Genomic DNA, 23,184 nt, shown 5'->3' with positions numbered 1-23,184 from the left:
GGCACGCTGACCGCATGGCGGCCCAGGTCGCCGCTTGGGACGAGGTCGGCGATCAGCGCGCCGTCTTCCTCGACTGCTATCGGCGCATGACCGAGGCGGTGGTGCACGACGTCGACGCCGGGCGTTTCGACGACGGCGTCTGGGTGTCGGCCCTGCTCGACCGGTTCGCCGACTACTACTTCCTCACCGTCGACGAGCCGCCCGACGACGCCGAGGTCTACGTGCCCGAACCGTGGCTACTCGCGCACGCAGCGGCACTGTCGGGCGACGGTCAGCCGATCCAACTCCTGCTCGCCGGGGTGAACGCTCACATCAACTACGACTTGGTCCTGACCCTCGTCGATCTGCTCGACGGTGAGTGGGCCGTCGCCGACGACGACCTCCGCCACGTTCGGCAACGCGACTACGACCTCATCAACCTCGTCATCGCCGAGACCGCCGATCTGGTGCAGGACGAGGTGGTCGAGCGACGTTCACCCTGGCTCGACCTGTTCGATCGTGGGCTCGGCCGATTCGACGAGCGGCTCGCCGTTCGTCTCCTGAGCCGCTGGCGCACCCAGGTGTGGCGCCACGCCGTGGAAGCCGTGGAAGACCCGGCCGGGCGCGAGCGACGGGTCGTCGCGATCGAGCAACAGTGCACCAGGCGCGCCCGCTGGCTGCTGCTCTAGCCCGACGCAGACGGCATCGGCACTTCAAGGCGATGAAACACGCCGGAAACACAGTCATCGTACGTTTCCTCGCATGGTCGACCACCCCGAGATCGAGTCGCTGATCCGTGCCGCCGTGCACGACTACGACGACGCCCTGGCCGTCGGTGACGCCCGGAGGGCGACATCGTGGTTCGCTGTTGCGGCCGCCGCCGACGACGACGACGGTGACGGGCCGACGGCCGGTCAGCGCTGGGTGTCGCGGTTCGGTCCGAGCGGTGAGCAGTTCGGCGCCGAGCAGATCGCCGCGGCGCGAGCGGCCCAACCCGCAACCGGCCCGGCCGATCGGATCCACGACGACGTCGTCACGCTCGACACCGACACGGCTCTGCATCTCGCCGTCCTCCGACGAGACGGCGCCGACATCCAGCGAACGCAGGTCTGGCGTCGGCGCGCCGACGGTTGGCGCATCGTGCATGCCCACGTCTCGCAACGACCGGCGGTGGCGTCATGACGCCGGGTGTGATCGGGGCAGGCCGACGCCGGTGGCGTTCGAGCGACGGCCGCATCTCGGTCGCGCGTCCCGACGCGCCGAGGACGGTCCTGGTCGATGCGCTCCCCGCACCGGTCGAGTTCGACCTCGATCGGACGGCGGTGATCGTGGTCGACATGCAGAACGACTTCTGTCATCCCGACGGCTGGTTGGCGTCGATCGGCGTCGACGTCACGTCGGCTCGTTCACCCATCGAACCCCTGGTGAACGGGGTCCCTGCACTCCGGCAGGCGGGTATCCCCGTGGTCTGGCTCGACTGGGGCGCTCGCGCCGACCGGGCCAACCTGCCGCCGAACGTGATCCACGTCTACGACCCGGAGGGCACCGGCGTCGGCATCGGATCGACCGAACCCACCGGGAGCCCGGTGCTCGAACGGAACTCGTGGAGTGCGGCACTCGTCGACGAGCTGGAACGCATCGCGGCCGACGACGACATCCGGATCGACAAGCACCGGATGAGCGGGTTCTGGGACACCGAACTCGACAGCGTCCTGCGCAACCTCGACGTGACGACGCTCCTCTTCGCCGGCGTCAACGCCGACCAGTGCGTCCTCGCGACGCTGACCGACGCCGCATGCGCGGGCTACGACACGATCATGCTCGAGGACGCCTGCGCGACGACGTCGCCCGACTTCTGCTGGGACGCCACCGTCTACAACGTCCGGCAGTGCTTCGGCTTCACGGCGCAGCTCGCCGACGTGGCGCTCGCCTGCGGCGAGGCCGCCTCGTGACGTCTCGGATGGTCGATCACGTCGGCGCCTTCGTCGGCGACCCCGATCTGATGGTTCCCGGCGCGCCATCGGGACCGTTGTCGGGCACGACGCTCGGGGTGAAAGACCTGTTCGACATCGAGGGCGCCGTCACCGGCGCCGGGAACCCGACGTGGGCTGCCACGCACCCGCCCGCCACGTCGACAGCGCCTGCCGTTCGCCGACTCGTCGACGCCGGTGCCTCGGTGGTCGGCAAGACGGTGACGGACGAGTTGGCGTTCTCGTTGTCGGGTACGAACGTGCACCACGGCACACCGACCAACGTGGCGGCACCGGACCGGATCCCCGGGGGGTCGTCGGCCGGCAGCGCCTCTGCGATTGCGGCCGGTCTCGTCGACCTGGCGCTCGGCACCGACACGGCCGGCTCGATCCGCGTGCCGGCCAGCTACTGCGGCATCGCCGGATGGCGATCGACACACGGCTCGATCCCGATGGACGGCGTCGTGCCGTTGGCGCCGTCGTACGACACGGTCGGGCTCTTCGCCCGGGACCTGTCACTGTTGGCCATCGCCGCGTCAGCACTGCTCGGTGAGCGAGACGCCACCGCGCCACCGACATCGGTTCGCTGGCTGGCCGAGTGCGTGGGCGACGTCGAACCAGCGGTCGCCGACGCGGTTGCACGCCGCCTGTCGCCGTGGGTCGACCCAGCCGACGCGGTCGACCTCGGGATCGGACTCGACGTCGCGCTCGGCGCACAACGCACCCGCCAGACCTGGGAGGCGTGGCAAGCCCACGGTCGCTGGATCGACGAACACGATCCCGGGTTCGGGCCGGGTGTCGCGGCGCGGTTCCGTGCCGGCTCCGAGGTGGTCGAGGACGACGTCGAGCGCGCCGATGTGGTCGCCGCAGAGGTGCGCCGGAGGATGCGCGACCTGCTCGGCACCTCCGTCCTCGCCGTCCCGGCGGCAGCGGGCCCGCCACCACCGATCGACGCCGGCGCCGACCGCACCCTTCACGAGCAGCGTCGGGCGAGCACGCTCAGGCTCACCTGCACGGCTGGTCTGGCGGGTGCCCCGGTCGTGGTCATCCCTGGTGCGTCGATCGACGGCCTTCCCGTCGGCGTCGCGCTGATCGGACCGCCCGGATCCGATGTCGGTCTGATCGAGCTCGCTGCCGACCTGTACGCCGAGAGTGAGGTTCGATGATGGAGTTGTTCGACGCCCGGAACGCACCGTGCCACCGCATCACCGACGGCGACACGGTCAAGTTGGCAGTCGTGCGTCCACCGCGTGACCGCGACGACACGAGCGTCACGTTCGAGGTGTGGGACCCGGGCGGGTCGCAGCCGCCGAACTCGCACCCGCGCTCGGTGGAGACGTTCTGGTTCCTCGCCGGTGAAGGCGTCGCCGAGTGCGACGGTGAGTCGACCCCGGTCCGGGCCGGCGAGTTCCTCGTGCTGCCGCCCGGATCGGTCCACCGCATCCGCAACACCGGAACCGGGCGCCTCTACGCAATCACGACGATGTCACCCGACGACGGCTTCGCCGACATGATCGAGCAAGGCCCTGCAGACCGGCTCGACGAACACGATCTGGCCGTGCTGGCCGGTGAGGTCTGACGTGGCGCGCACGATCGTCGTCACGGGAGCGTCGAGAGGGATCGGGCGGCGTCTCACCCAGGTGCTCGCCGAGCGCGGGCATCGTGTGTTCGCAGCGTCCCGGCAACCCGACGCCCGTGGTCCCGACGGGTCACCGGCCGAGCCGATGCGACTCGACACGACCGACCCGGGGTCGTGCCGGGCGCTGGCTTCGTCGCTGCGCGAGCGCGTCGACCAGATCGACGTCCTCGTGAACAACGCGGGGATCAAATCGGCTCCCGGGCAGCGGTGGGAGGCGTCAGCCGGGCCACTGCCACTCGTCGAGCCGACGGCCGTCGCCGACATCTTCGCGACCAACGTCATCGGCACGCTGAACGTCACCCAGGCCCTGTCGCCGCTCATGCGGCACGGGTCGGTCGTGCTGAACGTGTCGTCGCAGCTCGGTTCACTCGCCGACGGCGTCGACGTCGATTATGCGTACAACGCATCCAAGGCGGCGCTCAACATGGTGACGGTCACGATGCAGCGCGACCTCGGCGAGCGCGGCATTTCCGCGGTGGCGCTCAACCCGGGATGGATCCGCACCGAGATGGGCGGTGACGACGCTCCGCTCGACCTCGACGACGCCGTCTCCGACATCGCCGATCTCGTCGGTCGCATCGACTCGTCGTACGGCGGTCGCTTCGTCGACCGCCTCGGCGAACCCATGCGCTGGTGACCCGACGGCCGCTCGCCGGGTCGATCGCTCAGCGGAGCGACGGGTCGCTATCGGCGAGCTGTTCGAACCGAACGGTCGAGTCGTTGCCGGCGTAGATGTCTGCGATGTTCCGATTGAGCCAGTCGCGGCCCGTGATCGGTTCGTAGTGCGGATCTTCGCCCGGTCCGACCAGCTCGGGCAGCGGGGCGATCGTCGCATCGAGCGAGGCCTTCACGAAGAACGGAGACGACATCCGAGGGATGCTCCGGTCGGAGCCCTCCGGTGGTGTCAACACCCGGTGCGGGGTCGCGACGAACCGGTCGTTCGTCAGCCGTTCGAGCTGCTCGCCGATGTTGACGACGTAGGTGCCCGGTACGGGCAGCACGTCTCGCCATCCGCGATGGCGCTGGTGCAACTGCAGCGAGCCGGGTCCGTCGTCCTGCGACAGCATCGTGAAGATGTCGCCGTCTCGGTGTGCCTTGAAGCGGAACGGTGACGGTTCGTGGCCGGCGTCGATGTCGTCCGAGTAGTAGTTGGCGACCAGGGTCGACGGGTCGTTGCCGACGAACTCGCTCAACCGACCGTTCGTCAAGCCGAGGCCGGCCTCGAACACGCGCATCAACCGCTGGGTCAGTGCGTCCATCTCGGCGAAGTAGGCGCGCCACACCGAGCGGAACGACTCGGGGACGTCGGGCCACAGCGCGTCGTGCATGTGGTCGCCGATGTCGTCGGGCGCACCGGCGGCGATCGCCTCGGCGACGGTGTCGTAGCGGCCGACGTTGAACGACTGCCGTTCGCTCGTGTGGTAGCCCGGGCCGTCGCCGGGGCAGGCGTACCCCTGGTACAGCGAGTCGATCGGCGACTTCCAGCGGAGCTTCGTCTCGAGCGGCAACTGGTAGAACGCCTTCGACACCTCGTAGAACTCATCGAGCAGCGCGTCGGCCACCCCGTGGCCCGACACCAACACGAAGCCGACCTCGGTGCAGGCTTCGGCGACCGCTTCGGCGACTCGACGACGAGCATCGGGGTCGTCCCCGTCGAAGGCAGAGATGTCGACGACCGGGACGTCGGCTGCCGCCGAACCGGTGATCGCGACGGGAGCCGCCGCAGAACCGGCCCGCGATGCGAGCGCCGGCCAGGTGCCGTCGACGATCTGCCGGTAGATCTTCCGGACGGCGAGAGTGCCGCGATCGACCTTCAAGTGCACGAGGTCGGTCTGCCCGAGTTCGTAGTCGGGTTCGGTGTGTTCGAGGAGCCACTGGTCTTCCAACGTGACCGCACGATCGAATGCGACGACGTCCTCCGCAGGGACGTCGGCCTCGGTGTCGTTGCGGATCGCCCACTGCACGAGTCGGAGGTGCTCGTCGTCGACCGGGCAGATCCCGGTCACCAGCATGTGGTGGAGACCATTCGGATAGGTGATGCTCATCACGCGCAGGAACGGGGCGACGAAGCGGCTGACCGTCGTGCGGACGGTGCGCTGCTCGCCGATCTGGTTGGCCCGCTGAGCGACGTCGAGGTGGTTCTCGACCACCATCTCCGTCCGTGACTCGAGGCCCTCGTCGGTAAAGGTGATCTCGGGCGGGTCGATGCGAGCGTTCTCCGGTGTTCCGAACGTCTCCTTGTGCACGTAGGCCACGTGTGCCGGGTCGAAGGAGTTGTCGACGAGCCGCGGGGCGGCGGCCGCCCAGACCTCGTCGAACTGGCGGATCGTCCGATACGTAGGGTCGTCGAACTGCTCGATCTCCGGCAGTCCGCCGACGGGTTCCTCGAGGGAGATCCACACGACGCCGTACCGTTCGGTGGCGTGGACGGTACTCAGCTTCGCCTTCGGCGGGATGGGGAGCGACGGGTCGAGTTGCGGGATCACGGCCGCCTTGCCGTCGCCGCCGAACTGCCAGCCGTGGTAGGGGCAGACGACGCAGCCGTTCTCGACCCACCCGATCGACAGCGCCGAGGCACGGTGGGGGCAGACGTCGCGCGCTGCCGCCACTCCGTCGTCGGTCGCCCAGACGACGAGGCGTTCGCCGAGCACGGTCCGTGCGATCGGACCGTCGGCGAGATCCTCGGCGAAGGCGACGGGATACCAGAAGTTGCGGAAGGCGGGGACGTCGGTGACGAGCATGGCGTACCTTTCGTGGGTCGAGGGGTCAGTCGTCGTCGCGGCCTGCGAGGACGGCGCTGGAGGAGATCCCGAATCGGCGTTCGAGGGGCACCACGACGGCGACGACGGCGACGATCAGGATCGCCGAGATCGCTGCGCCGACCGGTGACGGCTGGAACGACATGTCGGACATGAGCTTGACGGGGAGCGTCGTCGTGTCGCCGCTCGCGATCAGGACACTGATCGCTGCTTCGTCGAACGACTGGAGGAAGCCGAAGAGACAGGCGGTGAAGACACCCGATCGGACGAGAGGGAGCGTGATCTTGCGGAACACGGTGAGGGGACGGGCGCCGCACGCGGCGGCCGCTTCCTCCATTCGTGCGTCGATGTTCTCGAAGGTGCTGACGAGCACCCGCGTCATGTAGGGGATCGTGACGACGACGTGTGCGAACAGGAGTCGTTCGAACGACGGGTCGGTCTGGAGGATCAGGAAGAACAGCACGAACCCGACGGCGAGTGCCGCCTGCGGCATGAGCAGCGGCGACATCAGGAACGCGACGACGGCGTCGCGCCCGGGGAATCGGTAGCGGGCGATCGCCCACGACGCGGCGAGTGACAACACGAGGCCGAGGCCGACGGCGACGATCGCCAGTCGGAACGAGAGCAGCAACTGGGTGCGGTAGCCGTCCTCGCGGATTGCTGCCTGGAGCCACTCCGTCGTGAAGCCGTGCCACGACGCCGTGGGAATCTGCGAGTCGTCGACGGCCGTCTTGAGGACGACCACCATCGGGAGGAGCAGGAACGCCGTCATGACGACGAGGTACACCCGCGACACCCATCGGCGGAGCCCGTCGAACGTCGGCAGGTGGTTCAGGCGTGCGGCGGCGTCGGTCAGGGGCCGGGGTCGCAGAATCGGGCCGCGTCGGCGCGACCGTTCGGTGCGGCCACGAGCCATCCGCTGTGAGATCCGCTGCATCGCCACGACGACGCCGACGACGAGGGCGAACAGCAGCATCGAGAGCGCTGCGGCTCGCTCCCACCGGAACGTCGAGATCTGCTGCACGATCAGGGTCGGGATCACCATGGTGCGGCCCTGACCGAGGAAGATCGGTGTGACGAGCGATCCGATCCCGATGACGAACGACAGCACGGCGCCGGCGAGGAGGCCCGGAGCGATCGCCGGGAGAGTGAAGCGCACGAACGCCACGGCGGGGTGGGCGCCGAGCGCTCGGGCGGCCTCCGACTGCGCCGGGTCGAGCCGGTCGATCGAGGCGAGCAGCGGGAGGACGACGAGCGGGACCGACACGTGGACGAGCACGAGCCCGATGCCCGTCACGGTCCCGAGGAACGATTGCGAGACGCCGATCGGTTCGAGCCAGCTGTTGAGGACACCGTTGGGGCTGAGCACGAGGACCCAGCCGAGGTTGCGGACGACGATGTTGATGAGCAACGGCAGCACGACCAGGCACGTGAGCAAGGTTCGTGCCCAGCCGCGTGATCGTGAGATCCGGAACGCGAGCGGCACGGCGACGACGAGCGACACGATCGAGACCGTCAGCGCGAGCCGCAGCGAACGGACGAAGGTGCCACGGAAGTAGCTGTCACCGAGGATCTCGGTATAGAGCTGCGTCCCCGGGTCCTCGATGTTGCCGAGGATGCCGAAGGAATACAGCAGGAGCACGATCAGGGGGCCGATCGCCCCCACCCCGACCACCACCGTGACGGGACCGATGAGACCCGCCGGGGCGAGCCGTCGCATCGATCGTCGCCGCCGCCGCCGAGGCGGCGCTGCCTCGGCGACGGTCGGGTCGGCGGTGGTGGTCGGAGCAGGGACGACGGACATGTCAGCCGACCACCACGCGGTTCCAGAGGTCGATCGTGTCGGGGCCGTTGGCCGACATCGTCGCCCAGTCGACCTCGACGATCGTGCTCGGGTCGTTCGGGTAGACCGTCAGTCCCTCGGGCACCACGAAGTTCGAGCTGACCGAGCCGTAGTACAGCTTCTCGGCCCACGCCTCCTGCACTTCCTGACCGATGAAGTGGGAGATGAAGGCCAACGTGCACGGCAGGTGATCGCTGCCTGCCGGGACCACGAGCGTGTTCATGCCGACGGGGCCACCCTCCTCGGGGATCGTGAACTCGATCGGGTTGCCGCGGTCCATCGAGGCGAGCGCGGCGCCACCGATGTCGGGGTAGATCCAGACCTCGCCGGCCGCGACCTGCGGCTCGACGGCGGGCGAGTTCGGGTAGAACGTGGCGATCTTGTCGCTGTTCTCGCCGATCAACTCGACGGCGGCGGTGAGGTCGTCATCGGTGCCGCCCTCCATCCGATTCAGCATCGCCAGCGTCGCATAGCCGCCCGAGTTGGGCATGGTTGGGAACGCGATGTGGTCGGCGAAGTCGTCACTCAGCAGGTCGGCCCACGAGGTCGGCACCTCGGTGACGAACTCGGGGTTGTAGGCGATGCCGAACTGGATGATCGAACCGCCGTAGCCGGCTTCCATCTTGGCGACGTCGAGCAGCTGTTCGTAGTTGAGGATGGTCTCGTCGGCGGCCTCGGTGACACCGTTCTCGAAGAGCGGCGCGGCCTCGTTGATCGGGACGATCGCCACGTCGATGGTCGGGGAGCCCGATTCGGCGGCCATCTTGGTGAGGCGGTCGCCGAGGTCGTTGGCGAGGAACTCGATCTCGACGCCCGTCGCCTCGGTGAACGAGTCGAACGACGGCCCGATCAGCTCCTCCTGGCTGGCCCAGGTGGAGAGGACGAGCTTGTCCGGTGCGATGTCGGCGGGGCACGTCGCCGCGATCTCCTCCATGGAGGCGAACCCGGATGCGTCACCGCTCGGTGCCTCGGTGGTGTCGGCGGCGTCGGTGGTCTCGGTCGCGTCGGTGGTCTCGGTCTCCGGCTCGGTCGTCTCGGTCTCCGGCTCGGTCGTCTCGGTGTCGGATTCTGCTGCCGGCTCGGCGGCCGGCTCGTCGTCGTCGCCACCGCAGGCGGCGGCGACGAGGGCGAGCACGAGTGGGGCGGCGACGAGTGGGGAGGGACGTCGTCGTCGGGACGGGTTGGGGGTCATGTTCACGCTCCTGGGGTCCTGCCGGCGGGACGGCAGTGGTGGGTGTTGGTAGGTAGGTCAGGCGGCCGTCGGCGTGGCGAACACGTGGACGTGGTCGCGTTCGACGGTCAGTTCGATCGGTGCTCCGACGTCGGGGAGGCGCTCGTGTTGTCGAGCGGGCAGCCGCACCAGCACGTCGGTCGGGCCGTCGGCGGCGTCGATGGCGACACGGATCTCGGCGCTGGTGCCGAGGAACGCAGCGTCGACCAGTCGTCCGCGGACGACAGCGGCCTCGTCGCCGGCGCTGCCGCCCAGCACGAAGTCGTCGGGGCGGATGCACAGCGTGACGTCATCGCCGACGGCGAGTCCCGAGGGGGCCGGGCACGGGAGACCGAGGTCGGAGTGCACGACGCGTCGTCCTCGGTCGTCGGCGACGGTTCCGGAGAACTCGACCGTGGCGCCGGTGAACGACATCACGAAGTGTGACACCGGCGTCCGGTAGAGGTCGACGGCCGACCCGGTCTGTGCGATCCGGCCGCCGTCGAGGACGACGATGCGGTCGGACACGGCCATCGCCTCTTCTCGGTCGTGGGTGACGAAGATCGTCGTGACGCCGAGATCGCGCTGGATGCGACGGATCTCGTCGCGGAGGTAGACGCGCAGGTTGGCGTCGAGACTCGACAGCGGCTCGTCGAGCAGCAAGACGTCCGGTTCGATCACGAGGGCGCGAGCGAGCGACACCCGTTGCTGCTGGCCGCCCGAGAGCTCGCCGGGCACGCGTCGTTCGTACCCGCCGAGGCCGACCAGTTCGAGCATCTCGGACGCCCGCCGGGCCCGTTCGTCACGCTTGACCCGCCGCATCTCGAGCCCGAAGGCGACGTTCTCGGCGACGGTGAGGTGGGGCCAGAGTGCATGACTCTGGTGGACGATGCCGACGTTGCGTCGGTGGGTCGGCACGGTCGTCACGTCGCGCCCGTCGATCGCCACGCTGCCGCCGGACGGGTCGATGAACCCGGCGACGATACGCAGCAGCGTGCTCTTGCCGCAGCCGCTCGGCCCGAGGAGCGACACGAGCTCGCCTTCGGCGACGGCCAGGTCGATCCCGGTCAGCACGGGACCGTCCTTCTCGACATAGGTCTTGGTCAGCCCCTCGATGCGGAGGCGGGCAGCTCCGGGCTCGGCCGCCGCGGCGACGGCCGGCCGGCTGGTCGGGTCCGTTGTGGCGGTGGGAGCGACGGCGGGGTCGTTCACGTCGATGGCCATGTCTTCTCCTGGAGAGGCGGGGACGATTCGTGCTGTGCGTACAGCGATGCGAGCGTGCGGCGATAGGCGAGGGTCGCGGAGTCGCATCGCAGGTGGACTTCGCTGGTGACGTCGATCGGGAAGTCGGGCACCGTCGTCTCGAGCACGATGCGGTCCTCTTCCTTGACGCGGGTGCCGAATGCGTGAAATCGATCCCACGGCTGCTCCTGTTCCGAACCGGCGAGGGCCGACAGGCGGACGTAGATCGACGTGTGGTCGTCGATCGGCGTGGCGACGCCGAAGAACGCATAGTCGGGCACGTCGCCGTCGAAACGCATACGAACGTGCGTCGTCAGCGGTGCCACGAGTTCGGTGGTGCTCGTCCGGCCGAAGCGGATCGCCTCGTCACCGGTCACGCCGAGTTGGACGCCGAGGCCCTTCTGTTCGGAGCTGAGCACGGCGCGGAAGTACGGGTCGTCGGTGTGCGACACGGCGGGTCGTGCCAGATGGGCGTCGTCCGGGTCGCCGAACGTCGTGCGGTGCACGTAGGCGACATGCGAGTTGTCGAGGTTGTTGTCGATGATACGAGGGGCCGAACACGACCAGGTCTCGAAGAACTCCACGAAGGTCCGCCAGCCGGGGAGCTCGGCCTCCGGCCACGTCGGCGGGTCGTCGAGCACGGGTTCGCCCACCGTGGTCCACACCAGGCCGTAGCGCCGTCGCACCGGCAGCGGTCGCGGTGTCCGCCACGTCGGTGCTGGCGCGGTGACAAACGGTTCACCGGTGCCGTCGAACGTGACTCGGAACGGGGCGCCGAACAGGCGGATCGGCAGGTCGCGGCCGAGTACGCCGTCGACGGCCACCGGGTACCAGTGATCACGCAGGAACGGCAGCTGGCTCACGTACACGATCGGCTCCTCGTCGCGCTCATGATTGCGAGTTCCTCGGTTCCGGCATCGCCTCCGGGAATCGGAACGCTGCGATCTCACGGAGCACCGTCGCGAGGTGCTGAACGCCGTCCTCGAACGCCGCCTTGCCCCGGTCGGCGTCGGCGAGTGTCGGGTCACCGATGACGCCGCCGCTGGCGAAGTCGTTCGACAGCCAGCCGAACGACGTCGTGCCCCCGAAACGAAGGTTGGGGTATGCCGTCAACCAGGTCGGAACCGCTGGTTCGGCGAGCGACAGGTCGACCAGATCAGGACGGATGTGGAGCATCAACGATGTCTCGCCGACGCCGCCGTGGATGCCCTGGCCGGCTTCCTCGGGCGCACCGTCGCCGCCGTGGTCGGGCGGCAGGGCAGCGTGGGCGAGGAAGGTCTCCAGGCCGAACTCGAGACGCAGCTCGCGGCATGCGACGTCGAGCAGGCCGCTGTTGCCGCCGTGCCCGTTGAGGAAGACGAGCTTGCGGGCGGGCAGTGTGCCGAGCGAGCGACCGATGTCTCGCATCATCGCAAGGGCAGTTTCCGGCCCGACCCACAAGGTGCCGGCCGACCAGGCGTGCTCGTTCGACTTGGAGACCGGGATCGACGGCAGGAGCCAGACGTCGAGCTCGTCACCGACGTCGTCGACGACGGCGTCGGCGAAGGCGTCGACGACGATCAGGTCGGTACCGAGCGGGAGGTGCGGACCGTGTTGCTCGATGGCGCCGACGGGGCAGAGCAAGATCGAGTCGGCCCCGATGCGGCGTTCGGCCTCGGGCGACGACAGCTCGGAGAGGCGACGTGAGGTCATGACGCCTCGTCTCCCGGTGCGACCGGATGTCCGGCCTCGACGATTCGGCGCACCCAGCGCCGATACTCGATCGAGGGCCGGTCCGTCTTCAGGTGGACGTTCTCGGTGAGGTCGAGGCGGTAGTCGGTCCAGCAGTGTTCGAGCACGGCCTTGTCCTCGTCCCACACCTGGGCGTCGAACGCCCGGATGTCGTCGGCGGGTCGATCGGCTTCGATGTCGGAGCGCAGGACGAACTGGAGCTGCCGGGTGGTCTCGGCGGTCTCGGGCGTGCACGCCTTGACCATCAGGTGCACGACACCGTCCGGGTAGGTGATCCGGTTCAGCATGAGGAACGGGTTGGCCAGACGGTTGCGGGTGCTGCGGAGCGTCGTGCCTGGTTCGCCGTGTCGGCCCTCGACCTCGATGTCGTAGCCGAGCAGGAGTCCGTCGGGGGAGCGGGTCACGCTCGGCAGCGGTACCTCGGGGCGTTCCGGCGTGCCGAAGCTCTCTCGGTGCACGTAGGCGATGTGCGCGGGGTCGATGTTGTTGTCGATGAGGTGCAATGCCGTGCACGCCCACGCCGACTCGGGTTCGTGGACCGTCCGCCAGCCGTCGAGATCGAACTCGGGGATCTCCGGGATGGCGTGAAGTGGTTCGTCGAGGCACACCCAGACCCAGCCGTAGCGCTCCGCCGCCCGGACGGTGTCGAGCGTCGCCTTGGGCGGATACGACGAGCCGTCGGGGAGCTGGGGGATCCGGCTCGGCGTGCCGTCCTCACCGAACGCCCAGCCGTGATACGGGCACACGAGGCCGCACGTCTCGATCCACCCGGTCGACAGTCGGGCGTCGCGGTGCGGGCATCGGTCGGGAGCGGCAGAGACGATGCCCGGGGCCGACGACCACAGCACCAATTCGACGCCGAGCAGGGTGCGGGCGACGGGTCCGTCGGCCAACGCGTCGGCACGGGCGAGCGGAAACCAGTAGTGTCGGAACGAGGGGTCGTCGAGGACGAGGTCGGGGTTCGATCGAACGGCGAGGGGCACACTCGAAACGTAAGATGACTCTGTTTCCGCAGTGTTTCGGCACGATCAGCCGATGTGGAACCCGTGGTGTGGGTCGCCGTGCTGTTCGCGATGTGATCCGGCGGAGTGGTCAGGAATAGATCGTGCGGATCATGCCGTAGTCGACGAGATCGGGCCGGTGGTACTCGACGGCATAGAACGCCGTCGTCCCCAGCCGCCCGATGCCGAGCTGCTCGGTCCGGAGCGACGCCCTCCCGACCTCGTACTCGAGCAGCGCTGCCGTCTCCGCCGTCAACTCGACCGCCGACGGCCAGGTGCACATCCAGTCGGCTCGGCACGCACCGTACGTCGCGGCGAGTTCGATGACCGGTTCGTCGACGGCGCCGAGGACCGCGGCTTCGTCGCAGCCGCGTCCGAGCGGCACGGTGTCGGTGGCCACGACGGCGACGACGCCGTCGGCCCACCACCGCTTCGTGGTGCGGAGTGCACGAGTCGGAGCGTCGACGTCGAGACGGGTCCGACCGTCGAGCTCGCCGATCGGAGCGACGAACGCCTCGATCACCTCGACGCTGGCCTCGAATCCCACCGCCTCGAGGCGGTCGACGAAGTCCATCTGCTCGTCGAGGCGGACCGGCATCTCCAACGCAGCCGGATTCGCGAACGTGCCCGATCCGTGATGCCGACGCACGAGTCCGTCGGCCTCCATCTGGATGAGCGCCTCTCGAATGGCGATCCGGCTCAGACCGAGCTCTTCGGCCAGGGCGTCGACCGACGGCAACGTGGCGCCGGTCTCGGCCGCCTTCCGCCAGATCGACCGGATGCCGTGGATCGGGCTGTCGGGTCGCGTCACGGCCGGGACCCTAGCGGCACCGGCGCAGGTGATCGGGCTTCGCCGAACCGGCCGTCAGTCGGCGACGGCTGTGCGCAGCATCGCGATGAACGCGTCGTTGTCGGCCTCGGTGACGACGAGCGCGTTGGGTTCGCGGCCCATGAATCCGAGCACGTCCATCACGACCATTCCACGCGTGAGTTCGCTCTCGGTCTCGACCTCGAGGTGCAGGCGGCGGGTCTCGGTCGCGATCGACGGATCGATGGCGTAGGCCATCGTGATCGGGTCGGGCAGATCGAAGCCCGGCAGCTTGGTCTGGGTGGCGCAGAACTCTTCGACGACGCGCTGGATGCCGATGCAGAAGTCGGCGACCGGTGTGCCGATCGAACGCAGGTCGTCCGCGAGTGCGGGTGGCACGACCGCGTGTTTGCGCGAGATGTCCCACCCGACGAACTCGAGCGCCAGGCCCGAGTCGAGCACCGCCTGGACGGCGTGTGGGTCGGCCCACATGTTGAACTCGGCGGCCGGTGTCACGTTGCCGATGTGATCGGCGACGGCGCCCATGACCACCGTCCGCGGGATCCGCTCGGCGAGCGACGGGTCTCGTTCGAGGGCCCGGGCGACGTTGGTGAGTGGGCCGAGGGTGACGAGCGTCAGTTCGCCGGCGTACCGGTGCGATGCGTCGAGGAGGGCACCGACGGCGTCATCACCGTCGGCGGATCGGCCGCTCAGGTCGAGTCCGATGTCGCCCATGCCGTCGCCGCCGTGGACGTTCTGTGCCGTTTCGAGTTCGATCGTGAGCGGCGCTGCCTCGCCGACGTGGACGGGCACGTCGAGCCGCCCGACCAGCTCACGGGTGTAGAGCGCGTTCTGCGCCGCCATGTCGAGCGGCACGTTGCCCGCCACGACGCCGATGCCGACGACGTCGATGTCGGGATGGCGGAGGGCGATCACGAGCGCGACGGCATCGTCGGACGCGGTGTCGGTGTCGACGTAGAACGGGCGGCGGGGCATCCGGCACACGGTACTGCGGGGCCCCGTCGCCCGTTCAGTCTGTCGAGGCCGAACCGGTGTGCTGAACGTCGACTCCCGGAAACCCGCCGTTCACCCGGCCGATCGGATCGCTTCATCCGGTGTGCCTAGGGTGAGCACATGTTCCACAAGCACAAGCGACGGCTGGCCGTCGCGTCACTCCTGGCCATCAGCGGCACGATCGTCGCGACGGCAGGACCCACCCAGGCGGCCGACCCGGCGACGGATGGACTCGTGATCAGCGAGTACGTCGAAGGGTCGAGTTTCAACAAGGCGATCGAGATCTACAACGGCACCGGCGCTCCGGTCTCGTTGTCCGGGTACCAGTTCCGGTTGTACTCGAATGGGCGATCACTGGGCGAGGGGCCTTCGTCGACATACGACTTCCCGTCGGTCGACCTCGCCGATGGAGACGTGTTCGTCGTCGCAAATCCGAGCTTCGACGATGGCCTCGTGCTCGGCGGTGGCATCGACGACGAGTCAAGCGCCATCAACTTCAACGGTGACGACGCCATCACGATCGTCGACGGTGCCGGCACCGTCGTCGACAGCTTCGGCCAGGTTGGAGAACAAGCGAACTACGGCGCCAATGTGACCCTGCGTCGTACCGACTTCGCCCGCGACACCGATCCGGCGGACGCGTTCGATGCGTCGGCCCAGTACGAGGCGTTCGGCTCGAACGACGTCAGCGACCTCGGTCTGCCGGAGATCGATGGCGATCCGGATCCGGACCCGGATCCCGATCCGGTGTGCGACACGCCGGACGCCGACCTGACGCTGATCAGCGAGATCCAGGGTTCCGGCGCCGATCCGGAGGCCCGGTACGACTCGCCGCTCGACGGCCAGACCCACACGATCCGTGCGGTCGTCACGCTCGCCGACTCCGATCTGAACGGCTACTTCGTCCAGGAAGAGCCGGCCGACAGCGATGGCGATCCGACCTCGTCGGAGGGGCTCTTCGTCTTCCAGTCGAGCGGCACGCTTCCCGTCGAGGGTGACACCGTCGAGTTGACGGACCAGGTCACCGCCTACTTCGGTCTCACCCAGTTCTCGTTCCCCGAGACCGTGGTCTGCGACGTCGATCCGGTCACGATCGACCCGACGCCGCTGACCCTGCCGCTCGATCGAACGGGTCGTGAAGCCCTCGAGTCGATGCTCGTCACCACCACCCAGGATCTCCAGGTCACCGGGTTGTTCAGTGCCTACGCCTACGGCGAACTCGGGCTGGCGCTCGATGGTCCGCTGACGCAGGCCACCTCGGCATTCGCGACAGACGATCCGGCGGCCGCCGCCCTCGAGGCCGAGAACCGCACCAAGGAGCTGCTGGTCAACGACCGGAACGAGCAGTTCGACGACTTCACGCCGTACCCCTGGGAGCTGTTCGACGACGGCCTCTCGGCCGGCGACACGATGCCCGCCGGCCGACTCGTCGGTGCGCTGAACTACTCGTTCAGTGAGTACAAGGTGGAGCCCCTCGACAACGAGGTCGGCGATCCGAACGCTCGCATCTTCTTCCCGGAGACCGACGACACGGTTCCCGTTCCGTCGGCGCCGAGCCTGTCGAACGGCAACGACATCGCGTCGTTCAACGTGCTCAACTACTTCAACACGTTCGGCGACAGCGAGGTGCTCCGCGGTGCACGCAACCAGGCCCAGTTCGACCAGCAGACGGCGAAGCTCGTCGACGCGATCAACTCCCTCGATGCCACGATCGTCGGCCTCATCGAGATCGAGAACGACTACGAGGACTTCTACGACGGTGACCCGTCGACCGAGCCCTCGATCGTCACCCTCGTCGACTCGCTGAACGCGGCCGCCGGCTACGACAAGTGGTCGTATGTCCAGCCGGGCGAGGACATCCTGACCTCCGAGGGCCTCGGCGGTGGTGGCCTCGGCACCGACGCGATCGCCAACGGCATCATCTACCAGGGCGCCCGGACCAAGACGGTGCTCCCCGCCACGACGTTCGACATCGACGCCTTGCTCGGCGGTGACGCCGAGAACAGCCGCTGGCCGATCGCCCAGGCGTTCGACCTCGACGGCAACCGGGTGACGGTCGTCGTCAACCACTTCAAGTCGAAGGGTTCGACGTGCGACGACACCTCGGGCCCCGGCTTCGGCCTCGGTGACGACGACGGCTCCACGCTCGCCGGCAACTGCGACCTGACCCGTCAGTACGCCGCCGAGCGACTCGTGGAGTGGGTCGAGACGAAGGGCAACCCGGTCTTCGCCAATCGCAAGACGTTCCTGATCGGCGACTTCAACTCGTACGAGGAAGAAGCGCCGATCGAGATCCTCGTCGATGCCGGCTACGTCGATCTGGTCCAGAGTCAGGGTGACGACGCCTTCACCTACAAGTTCGACGGTCGCTACGGCCGACTCGACTACGTCTTCGCATCGTCGAAGATCGCCAAGAAGGTGACCGACACCGAGGTCTGGCAGATCAACTCGATCGCGCCGACCGGATTCCTGTACTACAACGATCCGATCGACGACAGCGCACACGCGTCGTCTGATCACGACCCGGTCGTCGTCTCGCTGCGCTGACGACGACTCGAACCCGACGGAGCCCCACGCCGGCCGGCGTGGGGCTCCGATACGGGGCGAGCCGTGGCGCCCGTCGTAGGGTCCGGCGGGATGGACCCCCTCATTGCTCGCAAGACGTGGCGGACGCTCGAACCGCTGCACGGGATGATCTACTTCGTGCCGGAGGCCGCCGAACGATATGCGGCTGTCGGCATCACGAACGATCGGGCCGGCTACTTCGCCTCCCGGGCGGCGGCGATGGGGGAGGTGTTGGCCGACGTGGTGATCGCGACCTTCTACAACTTCCATCCCGACGTCGTCCGGCGAGCCATCCCGCACGCCTGGACCGAAGCGTCGGCGGTGAGCCTGCTCGCAGCCCGGCTCGACGCCGTCGATGCAGCGCTCCGACGTGCGCTGGGTGATCTGATCGCCGGGGAGCAGATCGAGCGAGCCGCGACGCTGGCCCGGCAGGCGGCGCTCGTCGCGTGCGAACGTCCGGAAGGCCGACCGCTGTTCGCCGGGCACGCCGGCCTCGAGTGGCCCGACGACCCGCACCTGATCCTCTGGACCGCGCAGACGATGCTGCGTGAATTCCGCGGGGACGGCCACATCGCCGCCCTCACGATCGAGGGCCTCACCGGGTGTGAAGCGCTGGTGATGCACGGCGCAACCGGTGACGTGCCCGGTTCCGTGCTGCAGAGCTCGCGTGCATGGTCCGACGACGAATGGTCGTCGACGATCGTCGGCCTCGCCGACCGTGGGCTCGTCGACTCGGCCGGCGAGTTCACCGACGAGGGGCGAGCGGTGCGGCAGTCGATCGAGGATCGAACCGACCGTCTCGCGCTGGCGCCCTACGAGGCGTTGGGCGAGGAGCGTTGTGCCGAGCTGCGCCAACTCGGTCGTCCGTTGAGCCGCGCTGTCGTCGACGCCGGGCTGCTCGTCCCTGCCCGTCTGCGCTAGCGCAGGGCAGCGCGTCGGCGTTCGAGATGCCGTCGCTCGGGTTCGGTCGTCGCGAGCGCGAGCGCACGGTCGAACTCGCCTGCGGCCTCGTCGCAACGACCGAGTCGCACGAGGAACTCGCCGCGTGCGACGTGGAAGCGGTGTTCTCCGGGAAGGCGCCTGGGGTCGATTTCGTCGAGCGCCTTGAGGCCGGCCCCCGGGCCCGAGGCGTAACCGATGGCGACCGCACGATTCATCGCGACGACCGGGCCCGGATCGACGGTGGCGAGCACGCCGTAGAGCGCTGCGATCTGTGTCCAATCGGTCTCGTCGAACGTCGGGGCCTGACTGTGGAGTGCGTTGATCGCCGCCTGGAGTTGATACGGGCCGACCGACCGGCGTCGCATCGCCGCTTCGAGGAGTGCCGACCCCTCGGCGATCGAGTCGTGGTCCCAGCGGTCGCGCCGCTGGTCGGCGAGCAACACGAGGTCGCCGGCGCCGTCGAAGCGAGCGGGGGAGCGGCCGTGGAGTACCAGCATCAGGGCGAGCAGCCCGATCGCCTCCGGCTCGTCGGGCATCAACTCGGCCAGCTCGCGGCCGAGCCGGATCGCTTCGGCGGCCAGGTCGACACGGAGGGGTTGCCCGGGGCGTGCCGAGAGATACGACTCGTTGAACACGAGATAGACGACCCGCAGAACGGCGTCGACCCGCTCGGGGAGCTCGGCGCCGGAGGGAACTCGGTAGGGCACGTCGGCGCGGGCGATGCGTTGCTTCGCTCGGACGATGCGTTGCCCCATCGTCGTCGTCGGCACACCGAACGCCGAGGCGATCTCGTCGGTCGTGAGCCACGCGACGCTCCTCAGCGTGAGCGCGATCTGCGCCTCGACGTCGAGGCAGGGATGACAGCAGGTGAAGATCAGACGCAGTCGGTCGTCGTCGATGCCGCTGTCCCAGCGTTCGAGGCGTCGATCGATGTCGTCGAGGTCGCGTCGGTCGGCCTCGTCGTGGGCGACGCGTTCCCGGTCGGATCGGCGCCGGTTCGCCTTGATCGTGTCGAGCGCACGTCGGGCGGCAACCGAGTACACCCACGAGTCGGGGCGGTCGGGCCATCCGTCGACCGGCCAGTGCTCGGCGGCGGCGAGCCACGCGTCCTGCAGACTCTCCTCGGCGAGGGTCAGATCGCGGAAACGCCCGACGAGCGCGGCGAGGATGCGGCCCGAGTGGGCTCGGACCGCATCCTCGAAGCGGATGGTCGAGGGATCGGTCAGGCCTGATCCTCCGGCAGCTCCATCAGCGGCCGGACCTCGATGTGACCCCACTTCGCGCTCGGGATCTGGGCGGCGAGTTCCTCCGCGCGATGCCGGTCGGCGACGTCGACGAGGTAGTAGCCGCCGAGCACCTCCTTGGTTTCTGCGAAGGTGCCGTCGGTGACGACGCTCGCCCCGTCGCGAACGGCGACGCAGGTCGCCGTCTCGGGGCCCTGGAGCGGCTCGCCCGAGATCATCTCGCCGCTGTCGACGATGCGCTGGGTGAACGCGAAATAGTCGGACATCATCGACTCGGTCTCCGCCTCGGTCATCTCGATCTCGGGGTCTCCGTAGATCAGCAGCATGTACTTCATGGTGTCCTCCTGGGTTCGGATCGCCGTCGTGCGATCGATGAGGAGACGACACCGCCCCGGTCGATTCGACACCCTCGACGAGATTCCGCGAAGAAATCGCTCGGCGATCGTAACCCGGACGCTGAAAGGCCCCGGGCGGTGCTGCCGGGCCGAAGCCTGGCGCACCCTCCCGGGGCCTCCCAAACAGGTGGGGCATCCACCACTCGGTCGATCGACGGGCGTAGCCTGCGTCACGACCTAACACATCGCCCGTCGTGTTCCCTCGAGAGGGACTCGGCGGGCGATGCCCTTTTTCGGCCGTCGCCGAGGCGAACCTCGGCCGCTGCCGTTCGACGGGCCGTCCGAGCGAACCCGGCTGACCTGTCGCCCCGACCACGGCGGTCGGCGAACCGACCTCCGTCACCGGAGTCGAGACCCGGTCTCCGCCGAAGCGGTCCGTTGCCTCTGCGGCGCCACATCGGTTGCCCGATGCCGGTGCCGCCCCGACCACGACGGCCGGCGAACCGGCCTCCGTTGCCGGAGACCCCCGACCCGGTGACCCGCCAAAGCGAGCTCCGTTGCCGGAGTGGCGCTCCCGGTTGCCGGTTGCCCGGCTCGTGGAGCCCCTCGACGCCGTTCACGCTGACCCGGTTTCCCGCGTCGTCGCACTCGCGCCGCCCGGTCGGGTCTCGAGCCGGACAGTTGGGGTGTCCTGCTCGAGGCCGTCCCGGAACTTCGCCGCCCGACTCACCGGTCTCCCGGTGGGCCGTGCCACGAAGCACGGTGGCTTCTTGCCCCGTCCGGACCCGCTGCGCCTCGTGGACCGAACTCGTGACCGCTCCGCATCGCTCCGAGGAGCGGTGCTGAGCGACCCGGTCGTTCGCTCCCGGTTGGCATGCGCTTTCCGGTACGTTCATCACTCTCGCGAACACGAAACCCCTGGTCAAGCGGTATTTTCGAATCCCCAGGGTTATCCCCCGAACTTTCCTGCAATCCCCAGGATTTCGTCGATCGTCCACCGTCCGTTCACAGGTCGGCACCGTGTTTTCCCCACGGTTGTCCACCGTCATCCACGTGCTCGGATGAACGATCGATGACGTGTCGGTGCGGACGGCGCCGGTGGACTCCGTTGACGGGGCCCTCGGAAGCGGGTTGAATGGTGGCGATGCCGCAGCAGACGTCCACCAACGTTCCGTTCATCATCATTCCGTAGAGCACGTGCCCCGCACGTGCTCGTTCCGCCGCCCTCCGGGCGGCTTTTTTGTTGCCCGAAACCCGACCGAGAGATCACAGCCATGAGCACCCCCGTCGAGATCTTCGACACGACCCTCCGTGACGGCCTCCAAGTGGAGGGCGTCACCGCCACCGTCGAGGACAAGCTCCGCATCGCGGAGCAGCTCGACCACTTGGGCGTGCACTTCATCGAGGGCGGCTGGCCGGGCGCGAATCCGAAGGACATCGAGTTCTTCGCCCGAGCGGCGACCGACCTGTCGCTGACGACCTCGACATTCGTCGCCTTCGGCTCGACCCGACGACCTCGCGGCAAGGTCGACGAGGACCAGACGTTGCAGCACCTCCTCGACGCCAACACCTCGGCGGTGTGCATCGTCGCGAAGAGCTCGGACGACCACGTGACCGAAGCGCTCAAGACGACGCTCGACGAGGGCAGCGCGATGATCGCCGACTCGGTCGAGTTCCTCCTCGCCCACGATCGACAGGTGTTGGTCGACATGGAGCACTTCTTCGACGGCTTCAAGGCGAACCCGGAGTTCTCGTTCCGTGCGCTCGAGGCCGCCGTGGTGAAGGGTGCTTCCCACGTCGTGCTGTGCGACACCAACGGCGGGTCGCTGCCCCACGAGGTCGAGGACATCGTGCGACAGGTGCACGCCCATGTCGGCAACGACGTCGTCATCGGCATCCATTGCCACGACGACACCGGGTGCGCCGTTGCCAACTCGATGGCAGCGGTCCGTGGCGGCGCCCGCCACGTCCAGGGCACGCTCAACGGCCTGGGGGAGCGGACCGGCAACGCCAATCTGACCTCGATCATCCCGAACCTGCAGCTCAAGCAGGACTACACGTGCCTGCCCGAGGGGCGCATCGAGCGCCTGACGGTCGTGTCCCACCGGGTCGCCGAGACGCTGAACCGCGCCGTCGACCCGCAGGCGCCCTACGTCGGATCGTCGGCGTTCGCGCACAAGGCCGGGCTGCACGTGTCGGCCATCGCCCGCGCCAAGGACGCGTACGAACACGTCGACCCTGCGGCGGTCGGCAACGGCACCCGATTCGTGGTGTCGGAAATGGCGGGCCGGGCCACCATCCAGATGAAGGCCGACGACCTCGGGATCGAGCTCGACGGTCCGGCGATCAACGGCGTCATCGACGACCTGAAGCGGCTCGAGCACGAGGGGTATCACTTCGAGGCGGCCGACGCCTCGCTCGAACTGCTGATGCGTCGCGCCGCCGGCTGGCAGCACGACTTCTTCGAAGTCGAGTCGATGCGTCTCATCACCGACGAACTGGGCGACGTGTTCAACACCGAAGCGACCGTCAAGGTGCGGGTCGGCGACGAGCGCCACGTGTTCACCGCCGAGGGCAACGGTCCGGTCAACGCGATCGACACGGCGCTCCGCCGAGCGGTCGGGCGTGCGTACCCGGCTCTCGCCGACATCCACCTGACCGACTACAAGGTCCGCATCCTCGACGGGGGAGAGGCCACCGGAGCCGTGACCCGCGTGTTGCTCACGGCCACGAACGGCGAGCGGGACTGGACGACGATCGGCGTCAGCGCCAACATCATCGAGGCGTCGTGGCGCGCCCTCGAGGACTCGGTCGTGTACGGACTGCTCCACGCCCCGAGCTGATCGCTGGGCACAGCGCTCTCCGGCGTCGGAAGGCGGCGCGTGGATGCGCACCGGAGTAC

The 23,184-nt window shown here is 68.6% G+C and carries 20 protein-coding genes; 9 read left to right on the top strand and 11 right to left on the bottom strand.

The genetic code is table 11. The features are described 5' to 3' along the window. Positions 1-14 precede the first annotated feature (14 nt). The 6 genes from BDK89_RS12350 (at position 15) to BDK89_RS12325 (ending at position 4,225) form a co-directional block, all read left to right on the top strand. Positions 15-668: a DUF5995 family protein gene (locus tag BDK89_RS12350; RefSeq protein ID WP_133869228.1), complete on the top strand. Its 654-nt coding sequence runs from the start codon at positions 15-17 to the stop codon at positions 666-668. Between the two features lie 73 nt (positions 669-741). Beyond that, on the top strand, positions 742-1,161 hold the full coding sequence (locus BDK89_RS12345; RefSeq protein ID WP_133869227.1) for an AtzH-like domain-containing protein: 420 nt from the start codon (positions 742-744) through the stop codon (positions 1,159-1,161). Then, positions 1,158-1,931, top strand: a complete 774-nt coding sequence (locus BDK89_RS12340; protein ID WP_133869226.1) for a cysteine hydrolase family protein — start codon at positions 1,158-1,160, stop codon at positions 1,929-1,931. Before BDK89_RS12345 ends, BDK89_RS12340 begins: the two co-directional genes overlap by 4 nt. Positions 1,932-1,939: 8 nt before the next feature. Continuing rightward, the gene (locus tag BDK89_RS12335; RefSeq protein ID WP_166657555.1) at positions 1,940-3,115 is read left to right on the top strand and encodes an amidase; all 1,176 of its coding nucleotides are present in this window, start codon (positions 1,940-1,942) and stop codon (positions 3,113-3,115) included. Further along, a complete protein-coding gene (locus BDK89_RS12330; protein WP_133869224.1) occupies positions 3,112-3,528 on the top strand; it encodes a cupin domain-containing protein in 417 nt (138 codons plus the stop codon). Before BDK89_RS12335 ends, BDK89_RS12330 begins: the two co-directional genes overlap by 4 nt. 1 nt (position 3,529) lies before the next feature. Then, complete coding sequence (locus tag BDK89_RS12325) at positions 3,530-4,225, top strand: SDR family NAD(P)-dependent oxidoreductase (RefSeq protein ID WP_166657554.1); 696 nt, start codon at positions 3,530-3,532, stop codon at positions 4,223-4,225. Between the two features lie 28 nt (positions 4,226-4,253). Here the strand turns inward: BDK89_RS12325 and BDK89_RS12320 are convergent, their stop codons facing one another. The 9 genes from BDK89_RS12320 to BDK89_RS12280 form a co-directional block, all read right to left on the bottom strand. After that, complete coding sequence (locus BDK89_RS12320; protein ID WP_133869222.1) at positions 4,254-6,329, bottom strand: 2OG-Fe(II) oxygenase family protein; 2,076 nt, start codon at positions 6,327-6,329, stop codon at positions 4,254-4,256. 25 nt (positions 6,330-6,354) lie between these two features. Next, the gene (locus tag BDK89_RS12315) at positions 6,355-8,151 is read right to left on the bottom strand and encodes an ABC transporter permease (protein ID WP_133869221.1); all 1,797 of its coding nucleotides are present in this window, start codon (positions 8,149-8,151) and stop codon (positions 6,355-6,357) included. 1 nt (position 8,152) lies between these two features. Then, positions 8,153-9,382 carry an extracellular solute-binding protein gene (locus BDK89_RS12310; RefSeq protein ID WP_133869220.1) on the bottom strand — a complete coding sequence of 410 codons (1,230 nt, stop codon included), beginning with the start codon at positions 9,380-9,382 and terminating at the stop codon, positions 8,153-8,155. A gap of 57 nt (positions 9,383-9,439) precedes the next feature. Next, positions 9,440-10,624 carry an ABC transporter ATP-binding protein gene (locus tag BDK89_RS21800; protein WP_166657553.1) on the bottom strand — a complete coding sequence of 395 codons (1,185 nt, stop codon included), beginning with the start codon at positions 10,622-10,624 and terminating at the stop codon, positions 9,440-9,442. Then, the gene (locus tag BDK89_RS12300) at positions 10,609-11,511 is read right to left on the bottom strand and encodes a hypothetical protein (RefSeq protein ID WP_166657552.1); all 903 of its coding nucleotides are present in this window, start codon (positions 11,509-11,511) and stop codon (positions 10,609-10,611) included. Before BDK89_RS12300 ends, BDK89_RS21800 begins: the two co-directional genes overlap by 16 nt. A gap of 19 nt (positions 11,512-11,530) precedes the next feature. Beyond that, a complete protein-coding gene (locus tag BDK89_RS12295; protein WP_133869218.1) occupies positions 11,531-12,334 on the bottom strand; it encodes a creatininase family protein in 804 nt (267 codons plus the stop codon). Then, positions 12,331-13,356, bottom strand: a complete 1,026-nt coding sequence (locus BDK89_RS12290) for an aromatic ring-hydroxylating oxygenase subunit alpha (protein ID WP_133869217.1) — start codon at positions 13,354-13,356, stop codon at positions 12,331-12,333. Before BDK89_RS12290 ends, BDK89_RS12295 begins: the two co-directional genes overlap by 4 nt. A 109-nt stretch (positions 13,357-13,465) precedes the next feature. Then, the gene (locus tag BDK89_RS12285; protein ID WP_133869216.1) at positions 13,466-14,185 is read right to left on the bottom strand and encodes a GntR family transcriptional regulator; all 720 of its coding nucleotides are present in this window, start codon (positions 14,183-14,185) and stop codon (positions 13,466-13,468) included. A gap of 54 nt (positions 14,186-14,239) precedes the next feature. After that, positions 14,240-15,178 carry a nucleoside hydrolase gene (locus BDK89_RS12280; protein WP_133869215.1) on the bottom strand — a complete coding sequence of 313 codons (939 nt, stop codon included), beginning with the start codon at positions 15,176-15,178 and terminating at the stop codon, positions 14,240-14,242. A gap of 138 nt (positions 15,179-15,316) precedes the next feature. On the opposite strand from BDK89_RS12280, the gene BDK89_RS12275 reads away from it, so the two are divergent. Together BDK89_RS12275 and BDK89_RS12270 are read left to right on the top strand one after the other, a co-directional pair. After that, a complete protein-coding gene (locus BDK89_RS12275; protein WP_133869214.1) occupies positions 15,317-17,743 on the top strand; it encodes an ExeM/NucH family extracellular endonuclease in 2,427 nt (808 codons plus the stop codon). A 90-nt stretch (positions 17,744-17,833) separates the two neighbouring features. After that, complete coding sequence (locus BDK89_RS12270) at positions 17,834-18,682, top strand: SCO6745 family protein (protein ID WP_133869213.1); 849 nt, start codon at positions 17,834-17,836, stop codon at positions 18,680-18,682. Here BDK89_RS12270 and BDK89_RS12265 read toward each other — a convergent pair. Together BDK89_RS12265 and BDK89_RS12260 are read right to left on the bottom strand one after the other, a co-directional pair. Beyond that, positions 18,679-19,980 (bottom strand): RNA polymerase sigma factor, encoded by a 1,302-nt coding sequence (locus tag BDK89_RS12265; protein ID WP_208294059.1) that lies wholly within the window; start codon positions 19,978-19,980, stop codon positions 18,679-18,681. The two genes, BDK89_RS12270 and BDK89_RS12265, sit on opposite strands and share 4 nt — an antisense overlap. Next, on the bottom strand, positions 19,926-20,282 hold the full coding sequence (locus BDK89_RS12260) for a YciI family protein (RefSeq protein ID WP_133869212.1): 357 nt from the start codon (positions 20,280-20,282) through the stop codon (positions 19,926-19,928). The genes BDK89_RS12265 and BDK89_RS12260 overlap by 55 nt, the downstream gene beginning before the upstream one ends. A gap of 1,274 nt (positions 20,283-21,556) precedes the next feature. Here BDK89_RS12260 and cimA point away from each other — a divergent pair. After that, positions 21,557-23,125, top strand: a complete 1,569-nt coding sequence (gene cimA / locus BDK89_RS12255) for a citramalate synthase (RefSeq protein ID WP_133869211.1) — start codon at positions 21,557-21,559, stop codon at positions 23,123-23,125. Positions 23,126-23,184: the final 59 nt, after the last annotated feature.

The organism is Ilumatobacter fluminis, assembly GCF_004364865.1.
GTDB lineage: Bacteria > Actinomycetota > Acidimicrobiia > Acidimicrobiales > Ilumatobacteraceae > Ilumatobacter > Ilumatobacter fluminis.
Note: the sequence above shows the minus strand (reverse complement) of the source record. Positions and strands in the feature narration are given on the sequence as shown.